General features: G+C 38.0%; 20 protein-coding genes. 15 read left to right on the top strand and 5 right to left on the bottom strand.

Annotation, left to right across the window (positions count from 1 at the left end):
- Positions 1 to 10: 10 nt before the first annotated feature.
- Positions 11 to 2071, bottom strand: a complete 2061-nt coding sequence (locus GO621_RS06060; RefSeq protein ID WP_157565138.1) for a BatA domain-containing protein — start codon at positions 2069 to 2071, stop codon at positions 11 to 13.
- A 154-nt stretch (positions 2072 to 2225) separates the two neighbouring features.
- Here GO621_RS06060 and GO621_RS06065 point away from each other — a divergent pair, with 154 nt between their 5' ends.
- From GO621_RS06065 to GO621_RS06110, 10 genes are all read left to right on the top strand, one after another.
- The gene (locus tag GO621_RS06065; RefSeq protein WP_157565140.1) at positions 2226 to 4154 is read left to right on the top strand and encodes an ArnT family glycosyltransferase; all 1929 of its coding nucleotides are present in this window, start codon (positions 2226 to 2228) and stop codon (positions 4152 to 4154) included.
- 125 nt (positions 4155 to 4279) lie between these two features.
- A complete protein-coding gene (locus tag GO621_RS06070; RefSeq protein WP_157565142.1) occupies positions 4280 to 5050 on the top strand; it encodes an SDR family oxidoreductase in 771 nt (256 codons plus the stop codon).
- Between the two features lie 33 nt (positions 5051 to 5083).
- Entirely contained in the window at positions 5084 to 6571 is a 1488-nt protein-coding gene (locus GO621_RS06075; protein ID WP_157565144.1) for a M28 family metallopeptidase, read from the top strand.
- 2 nt (positions 6572 to 6573) lie between these two features.
- On the top strand, positions 6574 to 7626 hold the full coding sequence (locus GO621_RS06080; protein ID WP_157565146.1) for a spore photoproduct lyase family protein: 1053 nt from the start codon (positions 6574 to 6576) through the stop codon (positions 7624 to 7626).
- 22 nt (positions 7627 to 7648) lie between these two features.
- The gene (locus tag GO621_RS06085; RefSeq protein ID WP_157565147.1) at positions 7649 to 8164 is read left to right on the top strand and encodes a DinB family protein; all 516 of its coding nucleotides are present in this window, start codon (positions 7649 to 7651) and stop codon (positions 8162 to 8164) included.
- A gap of 67 nt (positions 8165 to 8231) precedes the next feature.
- Complete coding sequence (locus GO621_RS06090) at positions 8232 to 8819, top strand: DUF4202 domain-containing protein (protein ID WP_157565149.1); 588 nt, start codon at positions 8232 to 8234, stop codon at positions 8817 to 8819.
- 100 nt (positions 8820 to 8919) lie between these two features.
- Positions 8920 to 9342 carry an OsmC family protein gene (locus tag GO621_RS06095; protein WP_157565151.1) on the top strand — a complete coding sequence of 141 codons (423 nt, stop codon included), beginning with the start codon at positions 8920 to 8922 and terminating at the stop codon, positions 9340 to 9342.
- Positions 9343 to 9909: 567 nt separating this feature from the next.
- The gene (locus tag GO621_RS06100) at positions 9910 to 10341 is read left to right on the top strand and encodes a hypothetical protein (RefSeq protein ID WP_157565153.1); all 432 of its coding nucleotides are present in this window, start codon (positions 9910 to 9912) and stop codon (positions 10339 to 10341) included.
- A gap of 60 nt (positions 10342 to 10401) precedes the next feature.
- On the top strand, positions 10402 to 11388 hold the full coding sequence (locus GO621_RS06105) for an acyl-CoA synthetase family protein (protein ID WP_157565155.1): 987 nt from the start codon (positions 10402 to 10404) through the stop codon (positions 11386 to 11388).
- Between the two features lie 148 nt (positions 11389 to 11536).
- Positions 11537 to 12166, top strand: coding sequence for a PH domain-containing protein (locus GO621_RS06110; protein ID WP_157565157.1), 630 nt, complete (start codon positions 11537 to 11539; stop codon positions 12164 to 12166).
- A 2-nt stretch (positions 12167 to 12168) separates the two neighbouring features.
- Here GO621_RS06110 and GO621_RS06115 read toward each other — a convergent pair whose 3' ends face one another.
- The 4 genes from GO621_RS06115 to tyrS form a co-directional block, all read right to left on the bottom strand.
- A complete protein-coding gene (locus GO621_RS06115; protein WP_157565159.1) occupies positions 12169 to 12567 on the bottom strand; it encodes a hypothetical protein in 399 nt (132 codons plus the stop codon).
- Positions 12568 to 12784: 217 nt separating this feature from the next.
- A complete protein-coding gene (locus GO621_RS06120) occupies positions 12785 to 13063 on the bottom strand; it encodes a hypothetical protein (protein WP_157565161.1) in 279 nt (92 codons plus the stop codon).
- Positions 13064 to 13296: 233 nt separating this feature from the next.
- Positions 13297 to 13515 carry a hypothetical protein gene (locus GO621_RS06125; RefSeq protein ID WP_157565163.1) on the bottom strand — a complete coding sequence of 73 codons (219 nt, stop codon included), beginning with the start codon at positions 13513 to 13515 and terminating at the stop codon, positions 13297 to 13299.
- Positions 13516 to 13619: 104 nt separating this feature from the next.
- A complete protein-coding gene (gene tyrS / locus GO621_RS06130; protein WP_157565165.1) occupies positions 13620 to 14900 on the bottom strand; it encodes a tyrosine--tRNA ligase in 1281 nt (426 codons plus the stop codon).
- Positions 14901 to 15030: 130 nt separating this feature from the next.
- Here tyrS and GO621_RS06135 point away from each other — a divergent pair, with 130 nt between their 5' ends.
- The 5 genes from GO621_RS06135 to GO621_RS06155 all read left to right on the top strand — a co-directional run bounded on the left by GO621_RS06135 (position 15031) and on the right by GO621_RS06155 (position 22821).
- Positions 15031 to 15705: an ACP phosphodiesterase gene (locus GO621_RS06135; protein WP_157565166.1), complete on the top strand. Its 675-nt coding sequence runs from the start codon at positions 15031 to 15033 to the stop codon at positions 15703 to 15705.
- Positions 15706 to 15842: 137 nt separating this feature from the next.
- Positions 15843 to 17795 (top strand): 30S ribosomal protein S1, encoded by a 1953-nt coding sequence (gene rpsA, locus GO621_RS06140; protein WP_157565169.1) that lies wholly within the window; start codon positions 15843 to 15845, stop codon positions 17793 to 17795.
- Positions 17796 to 18157: 362 nt separating this feature from the next.
- On the top strand, positions 18158 to 18700 hold the full coding sequence (gene pyrR, locus GO621_RS06145) for a bifunctional pyr operon transcriptional regulator/uracil phosphoribosyltransferase PyrR (protein WP_157565171.1): 543 nt from the start codon (positions 18158 to 18160) through the stop codon (positions 18698 to 18700).
- A 3-nt stretch (positions 18701 to 18703) separates the two neighbouring features.
- The gene (locus GO621_RS06150; protein ID WP_157565173.1) at positions 18704 to 19636 is read left to right on the top strand and encodes an aspartate carbamoyltransferase catalytic subunit; all 933 of its coding nucleotides are present in this window, start codon (positions 18704 to 18706) and stop codon (positions 19634 to 19636) included.
- A 134-nt stretch (positions 19637 to 19770) separates the two neighbouring features.
- Entirely contained in the window at positions 19771 to 22821 is a 3051-nt protein-coding gene (locus tag GO621_RS06155) for a tetratricopeptide repeat protein (protein ID WP_157565174.1), read from the top strand.
- Positions 22822 to 22823: the final 2 nt, after the last annotated feature.

A 22823-nucleotide genomic window follows, 5' to 3' on the forward strand; every position in this document is an offset into this window, starting at 1 on the left:
CATTTTAAAACTAAACTGCCAGCTTTGCTTGTTGGCGGTTTACTTTATAAAACCTGATCAGCAGCACTTCGGCAGCCAGAAACAGCAGCGCCAAAATTAGGCAAAGTTTCCATAACTGCACGCCCGAATTTACTTCTGCCACTTGCTTTGTTAAAGATAATCCTCCGGCAGGCAAATACGATACTGTTTTTATGGCAGAAAAATAGTTACCCAGTTCCTGGTCCGTCAGGTAATCCAGGTCTGATTCCTGCCGGTTATCATTAAAAGCAATTTGCGCTAACACACTGTCTTTTCTTGTCAGTTGATAATTTCCTGTTTCCCGAACCTGGTCTGCGAGATAAAGAACCGTATTTCCGTTAACCTGGCGAACATCGGGAATAAGCGAAATTTGTCCTTTTTGCAGGTGCAACGGCTGCTCGTCTATTTTGGTGACCGGTGCAATTTCCATCTGTTCGTTGTCGCCTAAAGTATAAAACAAAGGCTGATTGTGCCCACTTAATAAAGCCATCCGGAACAGTAAAGGCACAAAAAGCGCGTGATGTTGCAGGTTGCTAAAACTTTCATCCGGCGGAACAGCAGCAAGGTAAACTTTGCCCTTGCCGCTGTTGTAAACACTTAAAAAAGCCGTTCTTCCGGGCAATTCCAGCAAATTATTTCTCAAATTACGCTGATTGGAACTCAATTCGTAGTATTTTTTAACTTGAGGCAGATCCGGGTTTTCGGGCATCTTCTCAAAAACATCTTTAAAAAGCGGATGCCTCAGGTTGATTGACGTAACTTTTGTGCTATCAGTAATTAACCTGACAGGATAATCTGCATTTAAAGGCTGAAGCAGGTTTTGATAAGAAACCAGATTTGCATTATCCGCAGCAGGAAAAATAACCAGCGTACCGCCCTGTTTTACATAATTTTGCAATTGCTGCGCCAGCCCGACTGATACTTCTTTTACGTCACTAAAATAAATAACCGGATAATGGTTTAAACTCGAATAGTTTAGATTTCCTGCCGAAGAAAAATCTGCCTTAAAAAAAGCATCCGAAGCAAAAACAGCGCTTAAATATTTGTTCGGAACCTGATCTGTGATCTGCAAAACGGGCAGTTGCTGCTGCACCCGGAACGTAAAATAAAAATGATTATCAAACGTAACCGGGTTATCATTTAAACTGATCTCGCCTTTTTGCCAGCCTGCTTTTAATCCGGAAAAACGCAGTGTGTCCTGCCTGGAACTTTTTGCAGTCAGATCATAACTTCCCAATGCTTTCGTTTGCCCGTTAATTACCAATTTTACAGGAATTTTTCCTGCTTTTTCATTACCATAATTATGCAACCGGACTACTAATTTTTCGGCGGCATCAGGCTGATGTAACGGAGAAAGCATCCAGACAGAATCGACCGCGATATTAGGAAGCGGACTTGCTTTGATCCGAACCAGCGTAATCTTTGTTTTATTACCTGCGGCGATGCTGTTTTTAGCAATGTTTTTTTGAAAATCTGAAATGAGATAAATGATTGGAATTGTATTTTTCTGAGTATCGAATAATCCTTGCTGCCGGTTAAAAATTTGCTGCAAAGTTCTGCTTTGCGGACTAATTTTTACTTCATCAACCGCCTGGTTAAACTCTTCGCGGTTGAGAAAACGTTGCTGTTTGCCTTCAAAATCTTGTGTAATTAACTGAAAACGATCATTAATAGAATACGCAGAAGCAATTTCTTTTGCTCGCCGCTTTGTTTCATCCAGCAAAGAACCTTCGCGGTTAAGTGTTTGCATGGAATAAGAATTATCCACAAAAATACTGATTGCGCGCTGCTGGCCTGCATTTTCCTGGTTTCCTACTGGTAAATATGGTTTTGCAAAAGCCAGCACTAAAAAAGCCAATGCCAGTAAACGTGCTGCCAGGATTAAACGGTTTTTAAGGTTGCTGCGCGATGATTGCTGCTTTTGCACATCCTTTAAAAACTGAACATTGGAAAAGTAAACTTTTTTATACTGCCGGAAATTAAACAGGTGGATGATGACCGGAATGGCCAGCGCCAGCAAAGCAAACAGAAATGCGGGATAAAGGAATGCCATGGATGTTTCAAAGATAAGGTTTTAAGAACGTATGATTAATGTTCAAATTTTTAAATTCCTTTATCTACAATTTCTTATTTTACGTAAAAAAGAAAAAGCTTGATTATTAGCAAGGAATTTTATTTTAAAACTATCAATTTCATAAACAAAAACTATGGCCATACTTTTACTGATTATCTGCTTTATTGCAATACTATTTAATGTAGGTATCATATTAAAACCTCTTAGTAACACGAAGGAAATTATCCTGATCAGTGTTCTTGTTTTCTGTGGATTTTTGGTTTTGATTACAGAAATACTGAGTTTGTTTTATATTTTAAATTTTTTAGCCATTTTACTTTCTTGGACAACTGTCACGGTTATAAATCTTATTTATCTGTATTTGGAAAAAGAAAAATTAAAAGTTTTTTATAATTACTTAAAACTTCGGATTTATGAAACTTACCTGAAAATAAAAACGAGAAGTTTTTACGAAAAAAGTTTATTGGTGGCTGTATTGCTTATTCTCATACTTGTATTTATTCAAGGTATTGTTTATCCTCCTAATAATTGGGACTCCATGAATTATCATTTAGCAAGAGTTCCAAGTTGGATAGGACATCAGTCTGTCGCCCATTATCCAACCAGTGTGGTATGGCAAATTTATATGCCCCCTTTTGCAGAATATCTGGCTATGAACTTTAATATTTTAAACCGGGCTGATTATTTTTCAAATTCTGTACAGTTTTTAGCATTGATATTTTCAGTTGTTGGCTTGGTTTCTATTGTTGACATTTTGGGTTTAAGCACTTCATATAAAGTCTTAACCATTTTCTTAGCCTTAACAATTCCTGAAGCTGTACTACAGGCAACAAGTACTCAAAACGATTTGGTGGTAGCTTTTTTTGTTATAGCTGCTTTCTACTTCGCAATAAAATCAATCAGACAATTTTCTTTAAAAAATGCTTTTGCTTTTGGTTTAGCAGTTGGACTTGGAATACTAACCAAAGCTACTGCCTACATTTATTTACCAGCTATCTTAATAATCTATGGTATTAGTATGCTAATCCAGTTGTATAAAACCAAAAACTATAATTACCTTAAATTTTCCCTGCTTGCCGGATTAATGTTCTTAACAATTAATATTGGGTTTTATCACCGTAACTATCAACTCAGTAATAATCTTTTTGGCTATGATCAAAAGCAATATGGTACTTATACCAATGAAAAAATGAATGCCAAATTGTTTCTTTCCAGCGTAATTAAAAATGCGGGGGTTCATATTGGATTGCTCCACCTAAAACCATTATCTGTCGTTGCTGCGCATACTATTATGCGTTTACACAAAATTGCCGGAGTAGATATTGATGATCCGGCAAACAATGCTTTTAGTGATAAATATGATACTTTATATAATCCGGACCATGAAGATGCAGCTCCAAATTTTATACATTTAATTTTAATTACGATTTCTTTAATCATCATTAGCCTGAGTTTTAAGCGAAAATTGAACCTATATGTACGATTGCTGGCTTTTACAATAATATTTCAAGGTTTATTCTTCAGCTTCTATTTAAAGTATCAACCTTTTCATACCAGATTGCATACTTCTATGTTTTTATTAGCGATTCCACTGATAGTTTACGCACTAAGTTTAGTGAATGTAAAATTGAAGAAAGTATTTTACTGGTTTTCACCATTCATTTTTCTTTATGCACTTATGATTGTTTTAGGTAATCTAAATACACCTTACAATGCTAAACTTAAAGAAAACAGATATGAAAAATATTTTATCAGTAAACCATTTTTATATAATGAATATAGGGTAGTAAACTATAAGATAAAATCTGCAGGTTATCAAAATATTGGGTTGATTATGGGGACAGAAAGTTGGGTATATGCTTTTTTTACTGATTGTTACAGCAAGGCACTCAACCCTATTTATCTTAACGTAGATAACTATACCAAAAATAGCGGTTACCGTTTTAATAAAAAAGTAGATTGTATTTTATCTACAGCCAATAATTCTCCTTATATGGATTATTTGGGAAAAAGATATTATAACCAAGATCCGGCCAACCAATTTATTCATTTATATAAATGAAAATTATTCACCTAACAATCTCAATTTTCATACTATAACTTATCTTTTCGGTAAAATTAAATTTACAAACAAATTCTTGCATCTGCTTCTTTCATTTACATACATTTTACTCGTAAAAGAAGCATATGCAATTATCCAACAATACTATTTTAATAACCGGCGGTACATCCGGAATTGGTTTGGCTTTTGCCGAAAAATTTATGGCAGCAGGCAGCAAAGTGATTATTTGCGGCCGGCGCGAAGAGCGACTAAAGGCATTAAGCGAAAAACATCCGGAATTAATTACCAGAACTTGTGATGTTTCTAAAGCGGAAGACCGAAAAGCATTAGCTGAATGGGTTTTGCAAAATCATCCGGAAGTAAATGTATTGCTCAATAATGCAGGTGTCCAATTGTTAACGGATATGACAACGCCGGTTGAATTAAACCGAGTGCAAAACGAAATCGAAACCAATGTAGTTGCGCCCATACATTTAACTTCTTTATTTGCGCAACATTTCGTTACTAAACAACAAGCTGCAGTTATCAATATTTCTTCCGGACTGGCTTTTGCTCCGCTTGCTTTTATGCCGGTTTATTGCGCCACAAAAGCTGCTGTCCACTCACTTACCTTATCGCTTCGTCATCAGCTTAAAAATACTTCGGTTAAGGTTTTTGAAGTCGCGCCTCCTGCAGTAGATACAGAATTAGGGCATGATCGTCGGGAAGATAAAACACAATCGCACGGCGGCATGGCGATAAAGGATTTTATTGAAGAAGCGATGGAAGCGTTAAAAAATGATGTTTTTGAAGCGCCGATCGGGCAGGCAAAAGGTTTACATGCCAAACGGGAAGTGCTTTTTGAGCAGATGAATAACCAGCATCAACCTCATTTGCCTGTAAACCACGAACAATAAAACCAGTATCAGCCTTATCCAATCACAGCATCCATGAAAAAAACATTGACCATACTTCTTTTAGCAGGCATTTCTTTGCATAGCTTTGGCCAGGTTGCTTCTAAAACTTCGTCAACCAATCCTCCTGAATTATCCCTAATAAAAGAAGCAGAGCTTAAAAAAGATATTTTTGAATTAGCCGGAGATGCTTTCCGCGGAAGAAGGGCAGGAACCTTAGATGAAATGCGTGCTGCTGCATGGGTAGCCCAAAAAGCACAGGAAATTGGATTGAAACCTGCCGGAGATGATGGCACATATTTTCAGTTTTTTAATATGCATCGCACACAAACTTCAAGCCTTAGCACTTTGCAAATTAACAACCAAAAGCTTGAGTTATGGAAGGATTATTGGGTAACCCAGCCAATTACAATTCATGTAGAAGCTCCTTTAATTTGGCTGAATTCTATGGCTGATACTACGCAAAATTTACAGGGCAAAATAGCAGTTGTAAAAATAGTTGCCCCCAAACCATTGCCTGCACCAGGAATGAGCTTGTGGGGTTATCGTTATACAGCATTAGCAATCAGGCAGCAAAGTATGGTATTAAGGCGAAAAGGCGCAGCAGCAGTTATTTTGATTGCTGATGATGTTACACAAAACGCTTTGGATTTTGTGGGGAATAATTTCCAGAAAGGCACTTACAGAAATGAAGGCTTACCTATAACTGCTCCGCGTACTAACATGGCCACTCCTATTCCGGTAATATTAGTTCGTTCAGTTTCTTCCAACATGCTGCAGCAAAATAATTCTTCAGCTAAAATTGATCTTAAAATTGATGATTACTTATATCCTTCGGTAAATGTAGTTGCCAAAGTTGAAGGTACAGATGCCCAATTGCGTAAAGAATACGTTTTATTCAGCGGCCACCACGATCATGACGGCGTAGGCTATAACATAGTTGGTAAAGATTCTATCTGGAATGGTGCTGATGATAACGCTTCTGTAACCGTAGGAATGTTAGCAATTGCCCGTGCCTGGAAAGCTAAACCAGGAAAACGTTCAGCTTTATTTGTTTGGCATGGCGCAGAAGAACGCGGCTTATTGGGCTCGCGTTGGTATGCCGTTCATCCAACCGTACCTAAAGAAGCTATTGTTGCTGTTTTAAATGGCGATATGATCGGACGAAATGCTCCAGATTCTGCTGCTTTATTGGGTACAACTTCCCATAAAAACTCAACTCAGTTAGTGGATATGGCCATGAAGGCTAATGCTCAGCTTACTCATTTTAAGGTAGATTTTTCCTGGGACGATGCCAAACATCCGGAAGGCTGGTATTTCCGCAGCGATCATTTGCCTTATGCGCAAGTTGGCATTCCATCTATCTTTTTTACCACTTTGCTTCATGCTGATTATCATACACCAAAAGATGAACCCGATCGTATTGATATGGCCAAACTCGCTAAAATGTCTAAATGGTGGTATGCAACCGGCTGGTTGGTTTCGCAAACGCCGCAAAAACCAGCTTTAGATAAACAGCCGTAATTATGCCTGATTTCAATCCGAAACAAATTCTTTTTACGCCTGATGCTTTAAATGACCGGGCAAAAGATGTAGCCGCGCAATTTCCGGATGCTGTTTTACAGGAGGTGAAACAGCACAATAAATTGCCGGATATGGGATTGAAACATTACAAAGCCAAGTCGGATTTGCTGGTTTTGGGGAAATTAAAATCAAAGCAAATCAGGGAAAGCGGCCGTAGTTCTGATTTTATTGCGCCAAGTTTAGCAAATGGTTGTTACGGTGGTTGCGCCTATTGCTATGTTGACCGGCATAAAGAAATTAACCCGATCACCATTTTTACCAATACAGATGAAATTTTAACAGCTGTGGACAAACACGTAATGAAACTGCCCTGGCCAAAAATTCCAAACCAAACTGATGCGGTTTATTATACTTATGATGTAGGCTGCAACTCTGATCTTTCTGTTGATTATGCTATTTTTAAGGGCATAAAAGAAGTATTGGAGTTTTACAAAAACCACCCTCGCGCAAAAGCTACTTTTGCTACCAAATTTGTAAACCGGGATTTGCTTGATTTTAATCCGCAGAAAAAAGTACGGATACGCTTAAGTTTAATGCCTGCGGAAGTAAGTAAACTTGTTGATGTGCGGACAGACAGCATAGAAAAAAGGCTCTTGGCAATTAATGAATTTTATGATGCCGGTTACGAAGTGCATGTTAATTTTTCTCCTGTAATTGTTTACAACCGGGTTTTAAATACTGACCGCGACTGGCGCGATGATTACAGAGAGTTATTTAGGCAACTAAATGCAATTGTAAGGCCGGAAGTGAAAGCGCAAATGCAATGCGAAGTCATTTTTTTAACACACAATGAAGCACAGCATATCGTAAACCTCGGCATTAACCCAAAGGCAGAAGATTTACTTTGGATGCCAGATTTTCAGGAAACGAAACGCAGTATGTTTGGCGGGATCAACATTCGGTATAAAGTACAAATGAAAAAAAGGATGATTGATACTTTCATCAATATTTTAACGGAAGAAATTCCCTGGTGCGGTATTCGTTATATTTTCTGATCAAAAAAACCCAGCAGTATCTATGGCAGAAAATAAACAACCGGAAGTCTGGCTTCGCGGCCCGATCCCTGATTTTCCGGTCCTCCTTCAACCTATAGCTTTTGCCTTGATGCAGGCAAGGGAAGATGTAAACGAAATAACGCTTGGTTTTCCTGATGATTTGCTTTTTCTTCGTCCTGGCGACGCAGCTTCTCCCGCTTTTCATCTGCAACATTTAACTGGCGTTCTTGATCGGATGTTTACTTATGCTGAAGGAAAAGCTTTAAATGAAAATCAAATGAATTGGTTGCAATCCGAAGGAAAAATTCTGGATAAAAACTATTTTGTTCAGGAGTTGGTCACTATTTTTAACAATCAAATAGAAACATCACTTCAAAAACTAAAAGCAATCAATTTAGATACCTTAACAGAACCAAGAGGCGTAGGCCGGAAACAATTACCCTCTACCGTTTTTGGTTTGCTGATACATGCCGCCGAGCATACACAACGGCATGTTGGCCAGCTTTTGGTAACCATTAAGGTTTTAAAAGCACACTAATTTTAAGCAACACCAATTTTTAGCCGGTAAAAACAGTATCAGCAGTTTAAATCTTTTACATTTATAAATGCAGAAATCCGAAAAATTACAGAAAGCATTTGCAAAGTTTGATGCTTATAATGCAACTGATCCGAACACAGAAGAATTTGAAGGAAAAACCTATGCAAAAGAAGTATTGTATGCCGAAAGGATGACGAAAAAGTTAAACGATTATGCGCCAGAAGCACCAGAATACATGCAACTGGCTGTTCGTTGTCAGCATATTGGCCGTTGGGAAATTGCCCGTAATTCTTATCCGATGGACCGTGCGGGGTATTTGATGTGGAGAAGTCAGCTTAAACTGCATCATACCAAAATTGCAGGACCGATTTTGAAAGATTGTAGTTATGATGAAGAAACGATCAGCAAAGTAAAGGCCTTATTGCTGAAAAAACAGCTGCATCAAAACCCCGATACGCAGTTGATTGAAGACGTAATCTGTCTCGTTTTTGTGGAATATTACCTGGATGATTTTGCCAAACAGCACAGCGAAGAAAAGATGGTTGATATTTTACAGAAAACCTTGAAGAAGATTTCGCCGCATGGAATTGAAGAAGCTTTAAAAATAAATATGACTGCACACGTAAAAGAGCTGATCTTAAAAGCTGCTGCCTAAGTTTTTCTTCATTCAATTCTAATTTTTTCTGATTGCCGATCATGCTTCAAACAATCTTTGCATATTGTAACTTTATCATACCAAACAACAAAAACCAACAATGAAAAGAAATGCAACTGCCGTTTGGAACGGTACCGGAAAAGAAGGGACCGGAAAATTAAGCACCCAAAGCGGCGTATTAAAAGATAGCCAATATTCTTTCAAAACCCGTTTTGAAGACGGCATTGGTACCAATCCCGAAGAACTGATTGCTGCTGCACATGCAAGCTGTTTCGCTATGAAATTAAGCTTTAACATTTCTGCGGAAGGCATTACACCGGAAGAAATTACCACGAAAGCAGCGGTAAACTTAAACCCAGAAAAAGGCGAAATCGATACCATTCATTTAGATGTAAAAGTAAAAGCAACCGGCTTATCAAAAGAAAAATTTGATGCTTTGGTTGCCGATGCCAAAGAAAACTGCCCGGTTTCTAAAGTTTTAAAAGCTGCAGAGATTACGATTGATTCTGAATTGCTTTCTTAGTTTTTTGATTCGATAAATATCAAAATTGAGGCCTAACGGCCTCAATTTTTTGTTTTACTTAGAAGCTGTTTAAACTTTGTTCCATTCATTTTATTGGCCATGCTTCTTTTATCACCTAAAAATCGGCAAGGCTGTTTGCTTTTTGTAGCGGCAGCAAGGGCAATGCCTATTTTTAGGTGATAAAAGAAGTATCAGGATTTTTTCCGGTTGGAAACGACCAAATTGCCAACTGATGCAGCGGCAGAAAGGTAGCCCCTTAGGCGCGCAGGCACGAATGCCGCCCGGAGGCGATCCGGCATTCTTGATTTCGTTGGTTCTTTTTTATCAAGAAAAAAGAACGTACGAAGAAAAAATAAGCCACAATTCTTTCTCCTTAAGAAGCCGGTTTAAACTTTGTTCCATTTATTGTCGATGCTTCTTTTATCACCTAAAAATGTGTAAAGCCATTTGATTTTTGTAGCGGCAGCAAGGGCAAATGCCTATTTTTATGCGGTAAAAAAAGCATCAGGATTTTTCCTGGAATCAATTTAAACAGAGCCTTACTGATAATCACCTAATATTTAGAAAATGAAATACACTTTTGTTGTTTTGCTGCTTACTTTATTCCACTCATCATACTCTCAACATTTAAAAAAAACCGAAGTAAAAGAAATAACAAATAAGGCTGTTGTTGAGATTTTAACCCGTTTACAAAGCCATATTGTTATAAGCGGAAAAAAGTTAACAATAAATGTTTTCAAAATCAGTAATGGTTCTGGCAGTGCACACGTTGTAGGTGATGATGAAATTTCAGAGACTTATTTTTTTACTGTTACTGATGCTCCGGCTGACGAGGGACCAATTTTTAAAGTATTTTCCTTAGGTCCTTTTTATGGCCCGAAAATAATTAAAACCACTGATTTAGGTGATAATTATGTTTTTACGCTTGAACATTACAATTCTGGAAAACGGGAAATCCATAAAATTATAATAAACCTGAATAAAATTATTTACCAATAATTCCAAACTGTTCTTCGACATGCTGTTTTTACAAGCTAATTTTCTGATTTATCTTTGCAGATGATCCTTCCGCAGCAGCACACTATTTTTTCTATTGCAAACGAAGCAACTTTTTTAGAAAATGCTATACAGATCTTCCGATTCCAGGCAGAAAATTGCGAAGTTTATAAACGGTATTTATCTTACCTGAAAATCCATCCGGAGGAAATAAAAACGCTGGAAGCAATACCTTTTTTACCGATAGAATTTTTTAAAACACACATTATTATCAGCAATAATCAAAATCCGGAAGTAACTTTTACCAGTTCCGGCACAACCGGAATTACTACAAGCCGGCATTTGGTTACGGATGTTTCCTGGTATCAAAAAAGCTTTAGAAAAGGTTTTGAACTGTTTTACGGCGATATTAAAAATTACGCTTTTCTGGCGCTGCTTCCCTCCTATCTGGAACGCGCAGGTTCTTCGCTGATCTATATGGTAGAAGATTTAATTGCAGGAACAGAAAATCCCGACAGCGGTTTTTACTTGTACAACGATGAAGAACTGTATCAGAAATTAACCCAATTGCAGCAGCAAAAACAGCCAACGGTTTTAATCGGCGTTACTTTTGCCTTGCTTGATTTTATCGAAAAACATCAGCTTAATTTTCCTGAATTAATAATTATGGAAACCGGCGGCATGAAAGGAAGGCGCAAAGAAATGATCCGCGAAGAACTGCACCAAACGCTTTGCCAAGGTTTTGGCGTTCCGGCAATCCATTCTGAATATGGCATGACGGAACTGCTCTCTCAAGCTTATTCTTTAAGCGAAGGTTTGTTTCATTGTGTTCCCTGGATGAAGGTTTTGATCCGCGATACCAATGATCCTTTTACTTTGCTTCCCAACGGAAAAACCGGTGGCATTAATGTGATCGACCTGGCCAATATCAATTCCTGCTCTTTTATTGCCACTCAGGATTTAGGAAAGATGTATGAAAACCGTTCTTTTGAAGTTTTAGGCCGGTTTGATTTTTCGGACATCCGGGGCTGTAATTTGCTGGTTGGCTGATGCTTCTTTTATTATACAAAAAATTTATATTTTCGGTTTTGTCTTCCGGCCTTTCCAGCTTCCGGCCTTTCCGACTTTCTCTAATGCTTCTTTTATCACCTAAAAATCTGGATGTAAATGCTATTTTTGACCAGCAATTTTTAATCAGATGATAGAGCAGTTTCTGAAAGACCAGCAAGAACCGAAAGCCGTTGAAAAAGTTTATTCGCGTTTAATCGATTTACTCAATACCGGCGAAGAAATTATTTACATCGCCGTGCAGAAAAAACCGCTTGTTAACATCACGCCCGATTGCGTGGCCATCACCAACAAACGTATTTTCTTTTTTACTGCGGCAAACCTTGGCCTGTCTATCAAATTTGTGGATTTTGTTTGGAAAGATGTGATCGAAGTAAAACTGAAAGAAGAACTTTTAGGCGCTGTTTTCAGCATAAAAACTTTAAACGGAACGGAAACGCTGGTTGATTTTTTACCAAAAGTACAGGCCAGGAAACTCTATCAGTACGGACAGGAACGCGAGCAGGCCGAACGCGAAGAACGCCGCCAGCGCGACCTGGAAGAGAAACGTGCAGCTTCCGGAACAATTACTTCGGAGGTGAACCGGTTTACAAATCCTGCCCCTTCCCCTCAGCCTGCTGCTGCACCAAAACCAGTTGAAGAAGATAAACCCGATGAACTAACGGCAAAATTAAAAAAGCTGAAAATGCTTTTCGATAACGGTTTGATCACACAGGAAGAGTATAACCAGAAAAAGCTGGAGTTGCTGAGCGAGTTGTAGGATTATTTTTTGAGGATATACTCTACAATTGCATAAATTGCTGCTAACTGGCCGAATAGAAAAATAAACATCCATTTGATCACATCCGACCGGGAATTTGCAATGTCTGTTTTTAATTCTGTCCTCAAATTTGCAATATCTGTTTTTAATTCTGTCCTCAAATTTGCAAGGTCTGTTTTTAACTCTGTCCTCAAATCTGCAATCTCAAGCTTTAATTCATTCCTCACATTTGCAATTTCGATTTTTAATTCGGCAATATCCTGCTTGGTTGCTAAAACATCTTTTTTCAGGTCAAACTGTTTTTCAATCTTAGCTTCAACATATTCAGCTAAAGACCGGGCTTCTTCTTCGCCTATCCTTTCCTTTAATATCTGAAACAACTGAACTTCTGAAACCTCCATATTCAAACTTACAAAAAATACAATCACACCACCATCAGCAAAAAAATAATTCCTTTTTCCTTTTTGTACCTACAAGTATTTTTGGTTGATTAAAATTTATAAGGTAAAAACAGTATCACGCGTTATTTTTACTTCATTAACCGCTACGCCTTCGCTTTATTGAAGAAAATAACCAAAAGTTGATGTTGCTGAGTGAGTTATAGTTGAAAAAAGAGTGTTAGCGTTTTATGATTAATTCAGCAATTGCAATCATTGCTGCTAACTGACCGACCCAAAAAATAAACATCCACTTGATGATTTCAGCTTTATGATTGGCCATTTCTAGTCTAATTTCACCTTTTAATTCAGCAAGGTCCTGCTTAGTTGCTAACACATCTTTTTTAATTTCAAACTGCTTTTCAACTTTAGTTTCAATGTATTCCGTTAAAGTTTTAGCTTCTTCTTCGCCAACTTTATCTTTTAATATCCGAAATAACTCTATTTCCGAAACTTGCATAATCAAACTTACAAAAAGTAAACTACAAATACGATTATTGAGCAATCAGCAAAAAGAAGTTCTTCTTGCCTTTTTGAACCACCAAATATTTTTGGTTGATCAAACTTTTACAGGGTAAAAACAGTATCACGCGTTATTTTTACTTCATTATTAAGCGTTACGCCTCCGCTTTATTAAAGAATATAATCAGAAAAAATTGTGTTGCTGAACGAGTTATAGTTGAAAAAAGAGCGTTAGCGTTTTATGATTAATTCAGCGATTGCAATCATTGCTGCTAACTGACCGACCCAAAAAATAAACAACCATTTAATAATTTCTGATTTTTGGTTTGCTATATCAGTTCTTAATTCAGCAATTAAGAGCTTTAATTCAGTTTTTACTTCAGAAAGATCTTGCTTGGTTGCAAGAACATCTTTTTTTAGATCGAACTGCTTTTCAATCTTAGTTTCCATGTTATTCAGTTAAAGGCCTGCTTGTTCTTCGCCAATCTTTTCCTTCAAAATTTGAAATAGCTGAATTTCTGAAACTTGCATAATCAAACTTAAATAAATTTAGGTTAATGTGCAATTAGCAAAAAATAGTTCTTCTTGCCTTTTTGCACTACCAAATATTTCTGGTTCATCAAATTTTGGCTGGTAAAAACAGCATCGGGTGTTGTTTTGATTTTGTTAACTGCTACGCCTCCGCCCTGGATCATTTTTTTAGCTTCTCCTTTGGATGGAAAAACTTTTGACTTTTCGGCTAACAGATCAATTACAGCAACACCTTGCTCCAGTTCTGCTTTATTGATATTGAAGTTTGGTACGCCTGCAAATAAAGCTTCTGTTTCTGCATGGTCCAATTCATTCAAAAATTCTATTCCAACATTTCCAAACAAAAATTCTGATGATTTGACCGCTTTTTCATATTCAGTTTCGCCGTGAACGCGAATGGTAATATCTTTTGCCAAAGCTTTTTGTAACACACGCAAATGCGGCGCAGCATCATGCTCTGTTTCTAAAGCTTCAATTTCATGCTGTTTTTGCAAGGTAAAAATGCGGATGTAGCTTTTAGCATCATCATCGCCGGCATTTAACCAAAACTGGTAGAATTGGTAAGGCGAGGTTTTTAACGGATCGAGCCAGATATTTCCGCCTTCGGATTTGCCAAACTTGCTGCCATCAGCTTTCTTAATTAGTTGTGTGGTTAAGGCAAATGCTTCTCCCTGATCTTTTCTGCGGATCAGTTCTGTTCCGGTTACCATGTTTCCCCACTGGTCAGAACCGCCCATTTGCAACACGCAATTGCGGTTTTTCCACAGGTAATAAAAATCGTAGCCTTGGATCAGCTGGTAAGAAAATTCGGTGAACGACATGCCGGTTTCACCTTCCAAACGCTTTTTCACCGAATCTTTGGCCATCATATAATTTACGGTGATGTGCTTTCCCGCATCGCGGATAAAATCCAAAAAAGAAAAGTTTTTAAACCAATCGTAATTATTTACAATCTCTGCTCTATTCTCACCGTTCTTGAAATCGAGAAATTTTTCCAATTGTTTTTGTATCCCATTTAAATTATGCTGCAACTTATCGGCAGACAATAAATTACGTTCCTGAGATTTCCCGGAAGGATCGCCAACCATGCCTGTTGCGCCGCCAACCAGCACAAAAGGTTTATGCCCAGCCTGCTGAAAATGGATCAGGGTCATGATCTGCGCCAAACTGCCTACATGCAGCGAATCTGCCGTTGGGTCAAATCCGATATAACCGGAAACCATTCCGGTCTGCAGTTTCTCTTCTACTCCGGGCATCGAGTCGTGGAGCATTCCTCTCCAGCGCAATTCTTCAACAAAATTCATAAACGGTTTGTATTAAAGGCGGCAAAGATAACAGAATCATAGAAAAGCAGGTTTTTACAGATTTTGTAATGCTTCTTTTACCAGGTAAATTTCATTATTTCTTCCGTTCGGTTTCGTATATTTACATATAATGAACTTTTTATCTCATTTTTATTTTGACCGGAACTGTAACGATGCTTACCAGGTGTTAGGCTCTGTTATGCCCGATTTATTGCGAAATGCAGATAAAGAAGCGCTGATAAAACCAGAGCGATTACCGGCACAAACTGATCCTACAATCTGTTCCCTGATACTTGGCTGGAAAAAGCATTTGGAAATTGACCGGCATTTTCACTCGTCCGATTTTTTTAAACATCATGCCCATCAACTTAAATTATTGCTTACACCTGCCGTTGCCGGATCAGCAGTAAAACCTTTTTTCTTAGGCCATATTGCATTGGAACTGATCCTGGATAATTTGCTGCTTACTACCCATACTGTTTTTGCAGATGATTTTTATGACCACTTAAAAAATGCTGAAGAAGCTAACATTCGTGCTTTTTTAGAATTGAACGGTGTTGATCCGCAGAAATTCCTTTCTTTCTATACTTTGTTTATCAACGAAAAATACCTGTACTCCTACATTGAATTAAACAGTGTTGTGTATGCTTTGAAAGGAGTTTGTAAGCGAATCTGGAAAGATCCTTTTACCAAACATCAGGAAGAAGCTGTTAGTGAAGTTGTTAAATATTATATTAATTTATTAGCGACCGATTTTATGCAGGTTTTTTGGGAAATGGACGATTTACTAATGGAAGCTTCATAAAAACTTAAAGAATTTATCAGTTAAAATTAAAATAACTTCAAAATCAACTAAATAGCAAAAAAAATCTTTTGAGGTAGCTATAAATTTTTTTATTTTTGCAGTCCAATCTATTTTGGGAAAAGGAGATAAATTATTTAATGGCAAAAAAACAAGAAGCAGAAAAAGAATTACAAGCAAAACAAGCTGAACTTCAGGATGCAGGACACCTGTTAATGGAGAAAGAAAACATTGAATCTGAAGCAGATTCGAGCTTAATCGAATCCATCAAATCTAACCTGGCACAACCTGCCGGAGATTTTGACTGGGACGCTGACGAAAAAAAATTCGGTAATTATTCTAACGAAGACCGCGAAAAAATGGAGCATATGTACGATGGTACATTCCATTCGATCACCAAAGGAGAAATTATCAGTGGTACAGTTGTTACCATCAACAGTAAAGATGTGGTATTGAACATTGGTTTTAAATCTGATGGCTTGGTATCTGTATCTGAATTCCGCGATATGCCTGATTTGAAAAAAGGCGATCAAGTGGATGTTTATGTTGAATCTCAGGAAGATGCCAACGGACAGTTGGTACTCTCCCGCAAACGTGCAAAAACCCAACGCTCTTGGGAACGCATTAACGAAGCATTAGAAAAAGATGAAATCATTGAAGGTTATGTAAAAAGCAGGACCAAAGGTGGTTTAATTGTAGATATTATTGGTGTTGAAGCCTTTTTACCGGGCTCTCAAATTGATATTAAACCTATCCGCGACTACGATATTTACGTAGGCAAAACGATGGAGTTTAAGGTTGTTAAAATCAACCATGAATTTAAAAATGTTGTTGTTTCTCATAAGGTATTGATCGAAGATGATTTGGAAAACCAAAAAACCGAGATTGTTGCTAAATTAGAAAAAGGACAAATTTTAGAAGGAACTGTTAAAAACATTACTGATTTCGGTGTATTTATCGATTTAGGCGGTGTTGACGGTTTACTGCACATTACTGATATTTCATGGGGACGTATTGAGCATCCGCGCGAAGTATTATCGTTAGATCAAAAAATCAATGTTGTTGTTTTAGATTTTGATGATGAGAAAAAACGTATTGCTTTAGGCTTAAAACAATTAACACCTCATCCTTGGCAAAGCCTTTCTCAGGACATTCAGATTGGCTCTAAAGTAAAAGGTAAAATTGTTACCGTTGCTGATTATGGCGCGTTCTTAGAAATTATTCCAGGTGTTGAAGGTTTGATACACGTTTCAGAAATGTCATGGTCTCAAAACTTACGCAGCCCTCAGGAATTCCTGAAAGTTGGTGATGAAGTTGAAGCTCAGGTTTTAACTTTAGACCGCGACGAACGCAAAATGTCATTAGGTATTAAACAATTAACGCCTGATCCTTGGCAACAAGCTGCTACAAAATATCCTGTTGGCAGCCAGCACAAAGCAGTTGTTAAGAACATGACCAACTTTGGTGTGTTTGTTGAACTGGAAGACGGCATTGACGGTTTAATCCACATTTCTGACCTTTCATGGTCTAAAAAAGTAAACCATCCAAATGAGTTTACCAAAGTTGGCGAAACTTTAGACGTTGTGGTTTTAGAACTTGACGTTGATAACCGCAAATTGAGCTTAGGCCACAAACAACTGGAAGAAAACCCTTGGGATACTTTTGAAACCATCTTTAACGTAGATTCTGTACATCAGGGAACTGTTTTAAAAGTAACTGATAAAGGTTCTATCGTTGCGTTGCCATACGGTGTTGAAGGTTTTGTACCAACAAAACATGCCATCAAAGAAGACGGCCAGCCATTAAAAGCAGAAGAAGTTGCTGAATTTAAAGTAATTGAGTTTAACAAAGAGAACAAACGTATTGTAATTTCTCACTCACGTATTTGGGAAGATGCCAGAGCAGAAGCCCGTATGGAAGAATTTGATAAACGCAAAAAAGAAGCAAAAGCTTCGACAGTTGCTGTTAAAAAAGTAAAAGATTCTGTTGAAAAATCAACTCTTGGCGATCTGAGCGTTTTAGCGCAGTTAAAAGAGCAGATGGAAGGTGCAGAAAACGATGCCCGTAAAGGTGGCAAACCAGAAGACAAATAATTAAATCTCCTTTTTAATATCAAAGCCTCTCCTTTTCTGGGAGGGGCTTTTTTTATGCTGTAACCTTTTGTGCTGTATCGCTTGCTGTCATCCCGATGAAAGAGGGATCTTCATCTAAGCAGTGTATAGAAGTGTATGATTTGAAAAAGATTTCTCACTTCTTTCAAAATTACAACATGCTTCTTTTATCGCCTAAAAATCCAAATCGGTCCACAGCCTCTTTTTAAAGAAGTTTTTTCTAAACTGCAATGCTTCTTTTATCACCTAAAAATCTATGCTATGATAAAATCCGATTTAAAGCCATTAAAAACCCGTTCAGCAATAACAAATAAATTCCTACTTTTGCCCAAATCCACCCGGTAATGCAAAACCTTACACTGCTTGACGGCCCCAAATTCCAGATCACCATTCAACGTCTTTGCAGGCAGTTAATTGAAAACCATAATGACTTTGCAAACTCTGTAATACTTGGGATCCAGCCGCGGGGGCCTTTTCTAGCCAAACGTATTGCTACTGAATTGAAAAATATTTTGCCCGGTGCAGCCATTTTTTCCGGCGATTTGGATATTACTTTTTTCAGGGATGATTTCCGCAGAAGGGAAAGTCCGTTGGTCCCAAACCAAACCCGGATTGATTTTATAATCGAAAACAAAAAAGTTATTTTGGTAGATGACGTGTTATGGACTGGCAGAACCATTCGTGCAGCAATGGATGCCATGCTGGCATTTGGACGGCCACAAAAAGTAGAACTATTGGTTTTGGTAGATAGAAGATATTCGCGCCATTTACCAATTGAACCTGATTATATTGGCATTCAGGTAGATTCTGTGGCTTCACAAAAAGTAATTGTAAGCTGGAAAGAAGCAGACGAAGCAGATCAAGTGGTTTTGTTATCAGAAAAATAAATAATGGCCGATCAGCAAAAACTTAGCTCCCGACATCTTTTAGGTATCAAAGACCTCAACCGAAATGATATTGAACTCATTTTTGAAACCGCAGCAAATTTTAAAGCTGTTTTAAACCGGCCGATAAAAAAAGTGCCTTCCTTGCGCGATGTAACTATTGCAAACATCTTTTTTGAAAACTCTACCCGCACACGTTTATCTTTCGAGCTGGCACAAAAAAGGCTTTCTGCAGACACTGTTAACTTTGCCGCAGCTTCTTCTTCGGTTAGTAAAGGTGAAACTTTGATTGATACAGTAAACAACATTTTGGCCATGAAAGTGGATATGGTGGTGATGCGGCATCCATATGCAGGAGCCGGAATATTTCTATCAAGGCATATTAAAGCACAAATTGTAAACGCCGGTGATGGTGCGCACGAACATCCAACACAAGCTTTGTTAGATGCTTTTTCTATCCGGGAAAAATATGGTGAAGTGAGCGGCAAAAAAGTAGTGATTGTGGGTGATATCCTGCACTCGCGTGTAGCCCTTTCTAATATTCTTTGCTTAAAACAGTTAGGCGCAGAAGTGATGGTTTGCGGTCCTACTACTTTAATTCCGAAATTTATTGGTTCGCTTGGTGTAAAAGTAGAACATAACTTAATTAAAGCCTTAAACTGGTGCGATGTGGCCAACATGCTGCGCATTCAACTGGAACGGCAGGACATTAAGTATTTTCCTTCCTTACGGGAATACACGATGCTTTACGGGTTGAACAAAAAGATTTTAGATTTTTTAGATAAAGAAATCACCGTCATGCATCCCGGTCCAATTAATCGTGGCGTTGAAATTACAAGCGATGTGGCCGACAGCAAACAATCTATAATTTTAGATCAGGTAGAAAACGGTGTTGCCGTTCGCATGGCTGTTTTGTATTTGTTGGCAGGACAGATGTAATAATCGCTGTTTTTAAAATTACTAATAACAGTAAACTTTCCTTTACGTTAAAGGTCATAACAATTTACCGATAAAATATTTATGCTTTATTAACCATAAGGTTTTAATTTAGCGCCCTTGTTACAAAGCACCCTATGATTAAATCAATATACGTCTCTTTTGCTCTCCTATTTTTCTCTGTTTTTACTTCCAGCGCACAACAAACTGCTTATTTCAATCTCAATAAAAATTATAATGCAGCAATGGAACTACTGGACAAAGGCAAATATGTAGCCGCAGCAGAACAGTTTCGGCTGGTAGAAAAGCCGCGAAATAAAACCAGTAACCAACCGCTTTTTGAATCGGAAACTTCTCTCCTAAAAGAAAACGCCTACTATTACGAAGCTGTTTGCGCTTTAAATTTAGGAAATGATGATGCAGAAAGCATGTTTCGCCGCTTTATTAAAGAACATCCGGAAAACCCACTGGCAAAAGTAGCTTACTTTCAGATCGGTAAATCTTACTTTAAACAAGAAAAATACCAGGATGCGTTAAAATGGTTTGATATGGTAAAGGCCGGCGAACTAACCGGACGCGAGAACGCCGAATATAAATTTGATAAAGGCTACGCTTATTTTGAGCTGAAGGATTATAAAAATGCACAATTGATTTTTAGCGAGATTAAAGATGCTAAAACGCCTTACTCAGAAGATGCTACTTATTATTTTGCCTATATCGCTTACTTAAACAAGGATTATCACCTGGCATTGCTCAACTTTGAAAAGCTGAAGAACTCGAAGAAATACGAAGCCAGTTATCCGTATTATATCACCGCTGTTTATTATCTGGATAAACGATACGATGATGTAATTGCTTATGCCGTTCCAATCATTAACAATACCAAACAGGTTAACGAAACAGAAATGTTGCGCATTATTGCCGCTTCGTATTTTGCCAAAGTTGATTATCCGGATGCCCTTAAATATTATGAGCGTTTCCAGGACCGGGACCAGAACAAAACCCAGAACAACCAGGACAGTTACCAGATGGGGTATGCTTACTATAAAACCGGAAATAATCCGAGGGCGATCCACGAACTGGAAAAACTAATTGATAAAAGTGATTCTTACAGCCAAAGCGGCAATTATACATTAGGTAATGTTTTCCTGAAGGTAAACAACAAGCAAAGTGCACGTAATGCCTATCAGGTAGCCTCCAGGCTTGATTTTGACAGACAATTGCAGGAAGATGCTTTATACGAGTATGCGAAGCTGTCCTACGAGTTACAGTTTAACAACCAAGCGCTGGAAGCCATCCGCTTATATATCAAAAACTATCCGCGCTCCACTAAAATTAATGATGCAAAAGTATTGTTAGGTGAGATTTTGCTTTCCACCAGCAACTATAAAGAAGCGGTTGATATTCTGGAATCAATACCTAACAGAAATGGGCCGGCAAAAGAAGCATATCAAAAAGTGACTTATTACCGCGGCCTGCAGTTTTACAACGAACGTGCTTTTGAAAATGCAATTGGTATCTTTTTAAGATCGCTGAAAGATCCGGTGGATGACAAAATAGAAGCCTTAACAACCTACTGGATGGCCGAATCGATGTACGAAGTACGCAAGTACGATGAGTCTGTTGATAACTTTGATAAGTTTATGGACATGCCAGCCGCCAAACAAACTAACGTTTACAATTACGCAAATTATGCTTTAGGTTATGCTTCTTTTGGTGATGAAAAATACCAGAAAGCAGCAAATAATTTCGAGCGTTTTATCCAAGGGCCGGAACGTGACAAGAATACCGTAAACGATGCCATATTGCGTTTAGGTGATTGTTATTTTGTGTTGAAGAATTACAGCAGGGCAAACGAATACTACAACCGCATTTTGTCTCAACATGCTAAAGGCGAAGATTATGCCTTGTTTCAGCGTGGCATGATTCAGGGTTTACAGGGACAATTGGATACCAAGATCACAACTTTGCAAGGCCTGCTTAATCAGTTTCCAACTTCTGATTATGCCGATGATGCCAGTTTTGAAATGGCTTATACTTACTTTCTGAAAAACAACGGCGATCAGGCACGCAACGATTTAACGGCCATGATCCAGAAGTATCCGCAAAGCAGTTACGTGCCGCGTGCTTTGGTTACGATTGGTTTGATTGATTACAATGCCAACCAGGACGAACCTGCCCTCGAAGCATTTAAAAGAGTGGTAAAAGATTACCCTTCTACCGGAGAAGCCAAGCAATCCCTTAAACAAATAGAAAAAATTTATACCGATAAAGGTGATGCCAAAACCTTTATTGATTATGCTGCTACTACGCCAATTGGTAATTACAGTTCTGCCCAGCAGGACAATATTATGTTTACGGCTGCTAATAATTTGTACTTACGCGGTGACTTTGCCGGAACGGTAAATGCGGTAAATGCTTATTTTGATAAATTCCCAAAACCAATTAATGATAAGCAGGCACATTTTATCCGTGCAGAAAGTTATGTTAAACTGAACCATCCGGAAGAAGCAGTATCAGATTACAACTATATTTTAAACGACTGGACAAGTGTTTACACAGAAAAATCATTGATCAGTATGTCTAACATGTATCTGAAGCAAAAGAAGTATAACGAAGCCGTTGTCTTTTTAAAACACCTCGAAACCAATTCCGAGTATAAAGCTGATTATACTTTTGCCATCAATAACCTGTTGCTCTCTTACTCCGAAATGCAGATGCCGGATGATGTATTGAAATATGCAGCTTTGGTCCGTACCAACGAAAAATCGTCCGAAGAAGATAAATACCGCACGGGTTTGTACGCCGGAAAAGCATATCTGCAAAAAGGCGACACCACCAATGCCAGCAAAGAATTTAATTATGTGGTAAGCAATACCAAAACTATTGCTGCTGCCGAAGCAAAATACAACATAGCCAACCTGGAATATTTGCGCGGCAACCATAAAGCATCCCAAAAAACATGTTTTGAGCTGATTAACAAGCTGGGCGATTATGATTACTGGGTTGCTAAAACCTTCATTTTGTTAGCCGATAATTATGTGGCTTTGAAAGATATTTTCCAGGCAAAAAGCACTTTACAAAGCATCATCGGGAATTACAAAGGAAATGATGAAATTTTGCCGACGGCCAAAGCAAAACTGGCGCAACTGAATAACCAAAACACAAATACTAAGAAAGAGAACTAAGC

Origin of the sequence: Mucilaginibacter arboris, assembly GCF_009754915.1 — a bacterium.
GTDB lineage: Bacteria > Bacteroidota > Bacteroidia > Sphingobacteriales > Sphingobacteriaceae > Mucilaginibacter_A > Mucilaginibacter_A arboris.

Excerpts from the sequence above, each read along its gene's own strand:
- GO621_RS06060 (WP_157565138.1), bottom strand. The coding sequence starts at position 2,071 with ATGGCATTCCTTTATCCCGCATTTCTGTTTGCTTTGCTGGCGCTGGCC.
- GO621_RS06065 (WP_157565140.1), top strand. The coding sequence starts at position 2,226 with ATGGCCATACTTTTACTGATTATCTGCTTTATTGCAATACTATTTAAT.
- GO621_RS06070 (WP_157565142.1), top strand. The coding sequence starts at position 4,280 with ATGCAATTATCCAACAATACTATTTTAATAACCGGCGGTACATCCGGA.
- GO621_RS06075 (WP_157565144.1), top strand. The coding sequence starts at position 5,084 with ATGAAAAAAACATTGACCATACTTCTTTTAGCAGGCATTTCTTTGCAT.
- GO621_RS06080 (WP_157565146.1), top strand. The coding sequence starts at position 6,574 with ATGCCTGATTTCAATCCGAAACAAATTCTTTTTACGCCTGATGCTTTA.
- GO621_RS06085 (WP_157565147.1), top strand. The coding sequence starts at position 7,649 with ATGGCAGAAAATAAACAACCGGAAGTCTGGCTTCGCGGCCCGATCCCT.
- GO621_RS06090 (WP_157565149.1), top strand. The coding sequence starts at position 8,232 with ATGCAGAAATCCGAAAAATTACAGAAAGCATTTGCAAAGTTTGATGCT.
- GO621_RS06095 (WP_157565151.1), top strand. The coding sequence starts at position 8,920 with ATGAAAAGAAATGCAACTGCCGTTTGGAACGGTACCGGAAAAGAAGGG.
- GO621_RS06100 (WP_157565153.1), top strand. The coding sequence starts at position 9,910 with ATGAAATACACTTTTGTTGTTTTGCTGCTTACTTTATTCCACTCATCA.
- GO621_RS06105 (WP_157565155.1), top strand. The coding sequence starts at position 10,402 with ATGATCCTTCCGCAGCAGCACACTATTTTTTCTATTGCAAACGAAGCA.
- GO621_RS06110 (WP_157565157.1), top strand. The coding sequence starts at position 11,537 with ATGATAGAGCAGTTTCTGAAAGACCAGCAAGAACCGAAAGCCGTTGAA.
- GO621_RS06115 (WP_157565159.1), bottom strand. The coding sequence starts at position 12,567 with ATGGAGGTTTCAGAAGTTCAGTTGTTTCAGATATTAAAGGAAAGGATA.
- GO621_RS06120 (WP_157565161.1), bottom strand. The coding sequence starts at position 13,063 with ATGCAAGTTTCGGAAATAGAGTTATTTCGGATATTAAAAGATAAAGTT.
- GO621_RS06125 (WP_157565163.1), bottom strand. The coding sequence starts at position 13,515 with ATGGAAACTAAGATTGAAAAGCAGTTCGATCTAAAAAAAGATGTTCTT.
- tyrS (WP_157565165.1), bottom strand. The coding sequence starts at position 14,900 with ATGAATTTTGTTGAAGAATTGCGCTGGAGAGGAATGCTCCACGACTCG.
- GO621_RS06135 (WP_157565166.1), top strand. The coding sequence starts at position 15,031 with ATGAACTTTTTATCTCATTTTTATTTTGACCGGAACTGTAACGATGCT.
- rpsA (WP_157565169.1), top strand. The coding sequence starts at position 15,843 with ATGGCAAAAAAACAAGAAGCAGAAAAAGAATTACAAGCAAAACAAGCT.
- pyrR (WP_157565171.1), top strand. The coding sequence starts at position 18,158 with ATGCAAAACCTTACACTGCTTGACGGCCCCAAATTCCAGATCACCATT.
- GO621_RS06150 (WP_157565173.1), top strand. The coding sequence starts at position 18,704 with ATGGCCGATCAGCAAAAACTTAGCTCCCGACATCTTTTAGGTATCAAA.
- GO621_RS06155 (WP_157565174.1), top strand. The coding sequence starts at position 19,771 with ATGATTAAATCAATATACGTCTCTTTTGCTCTCCTATTTTTCTCTGTT.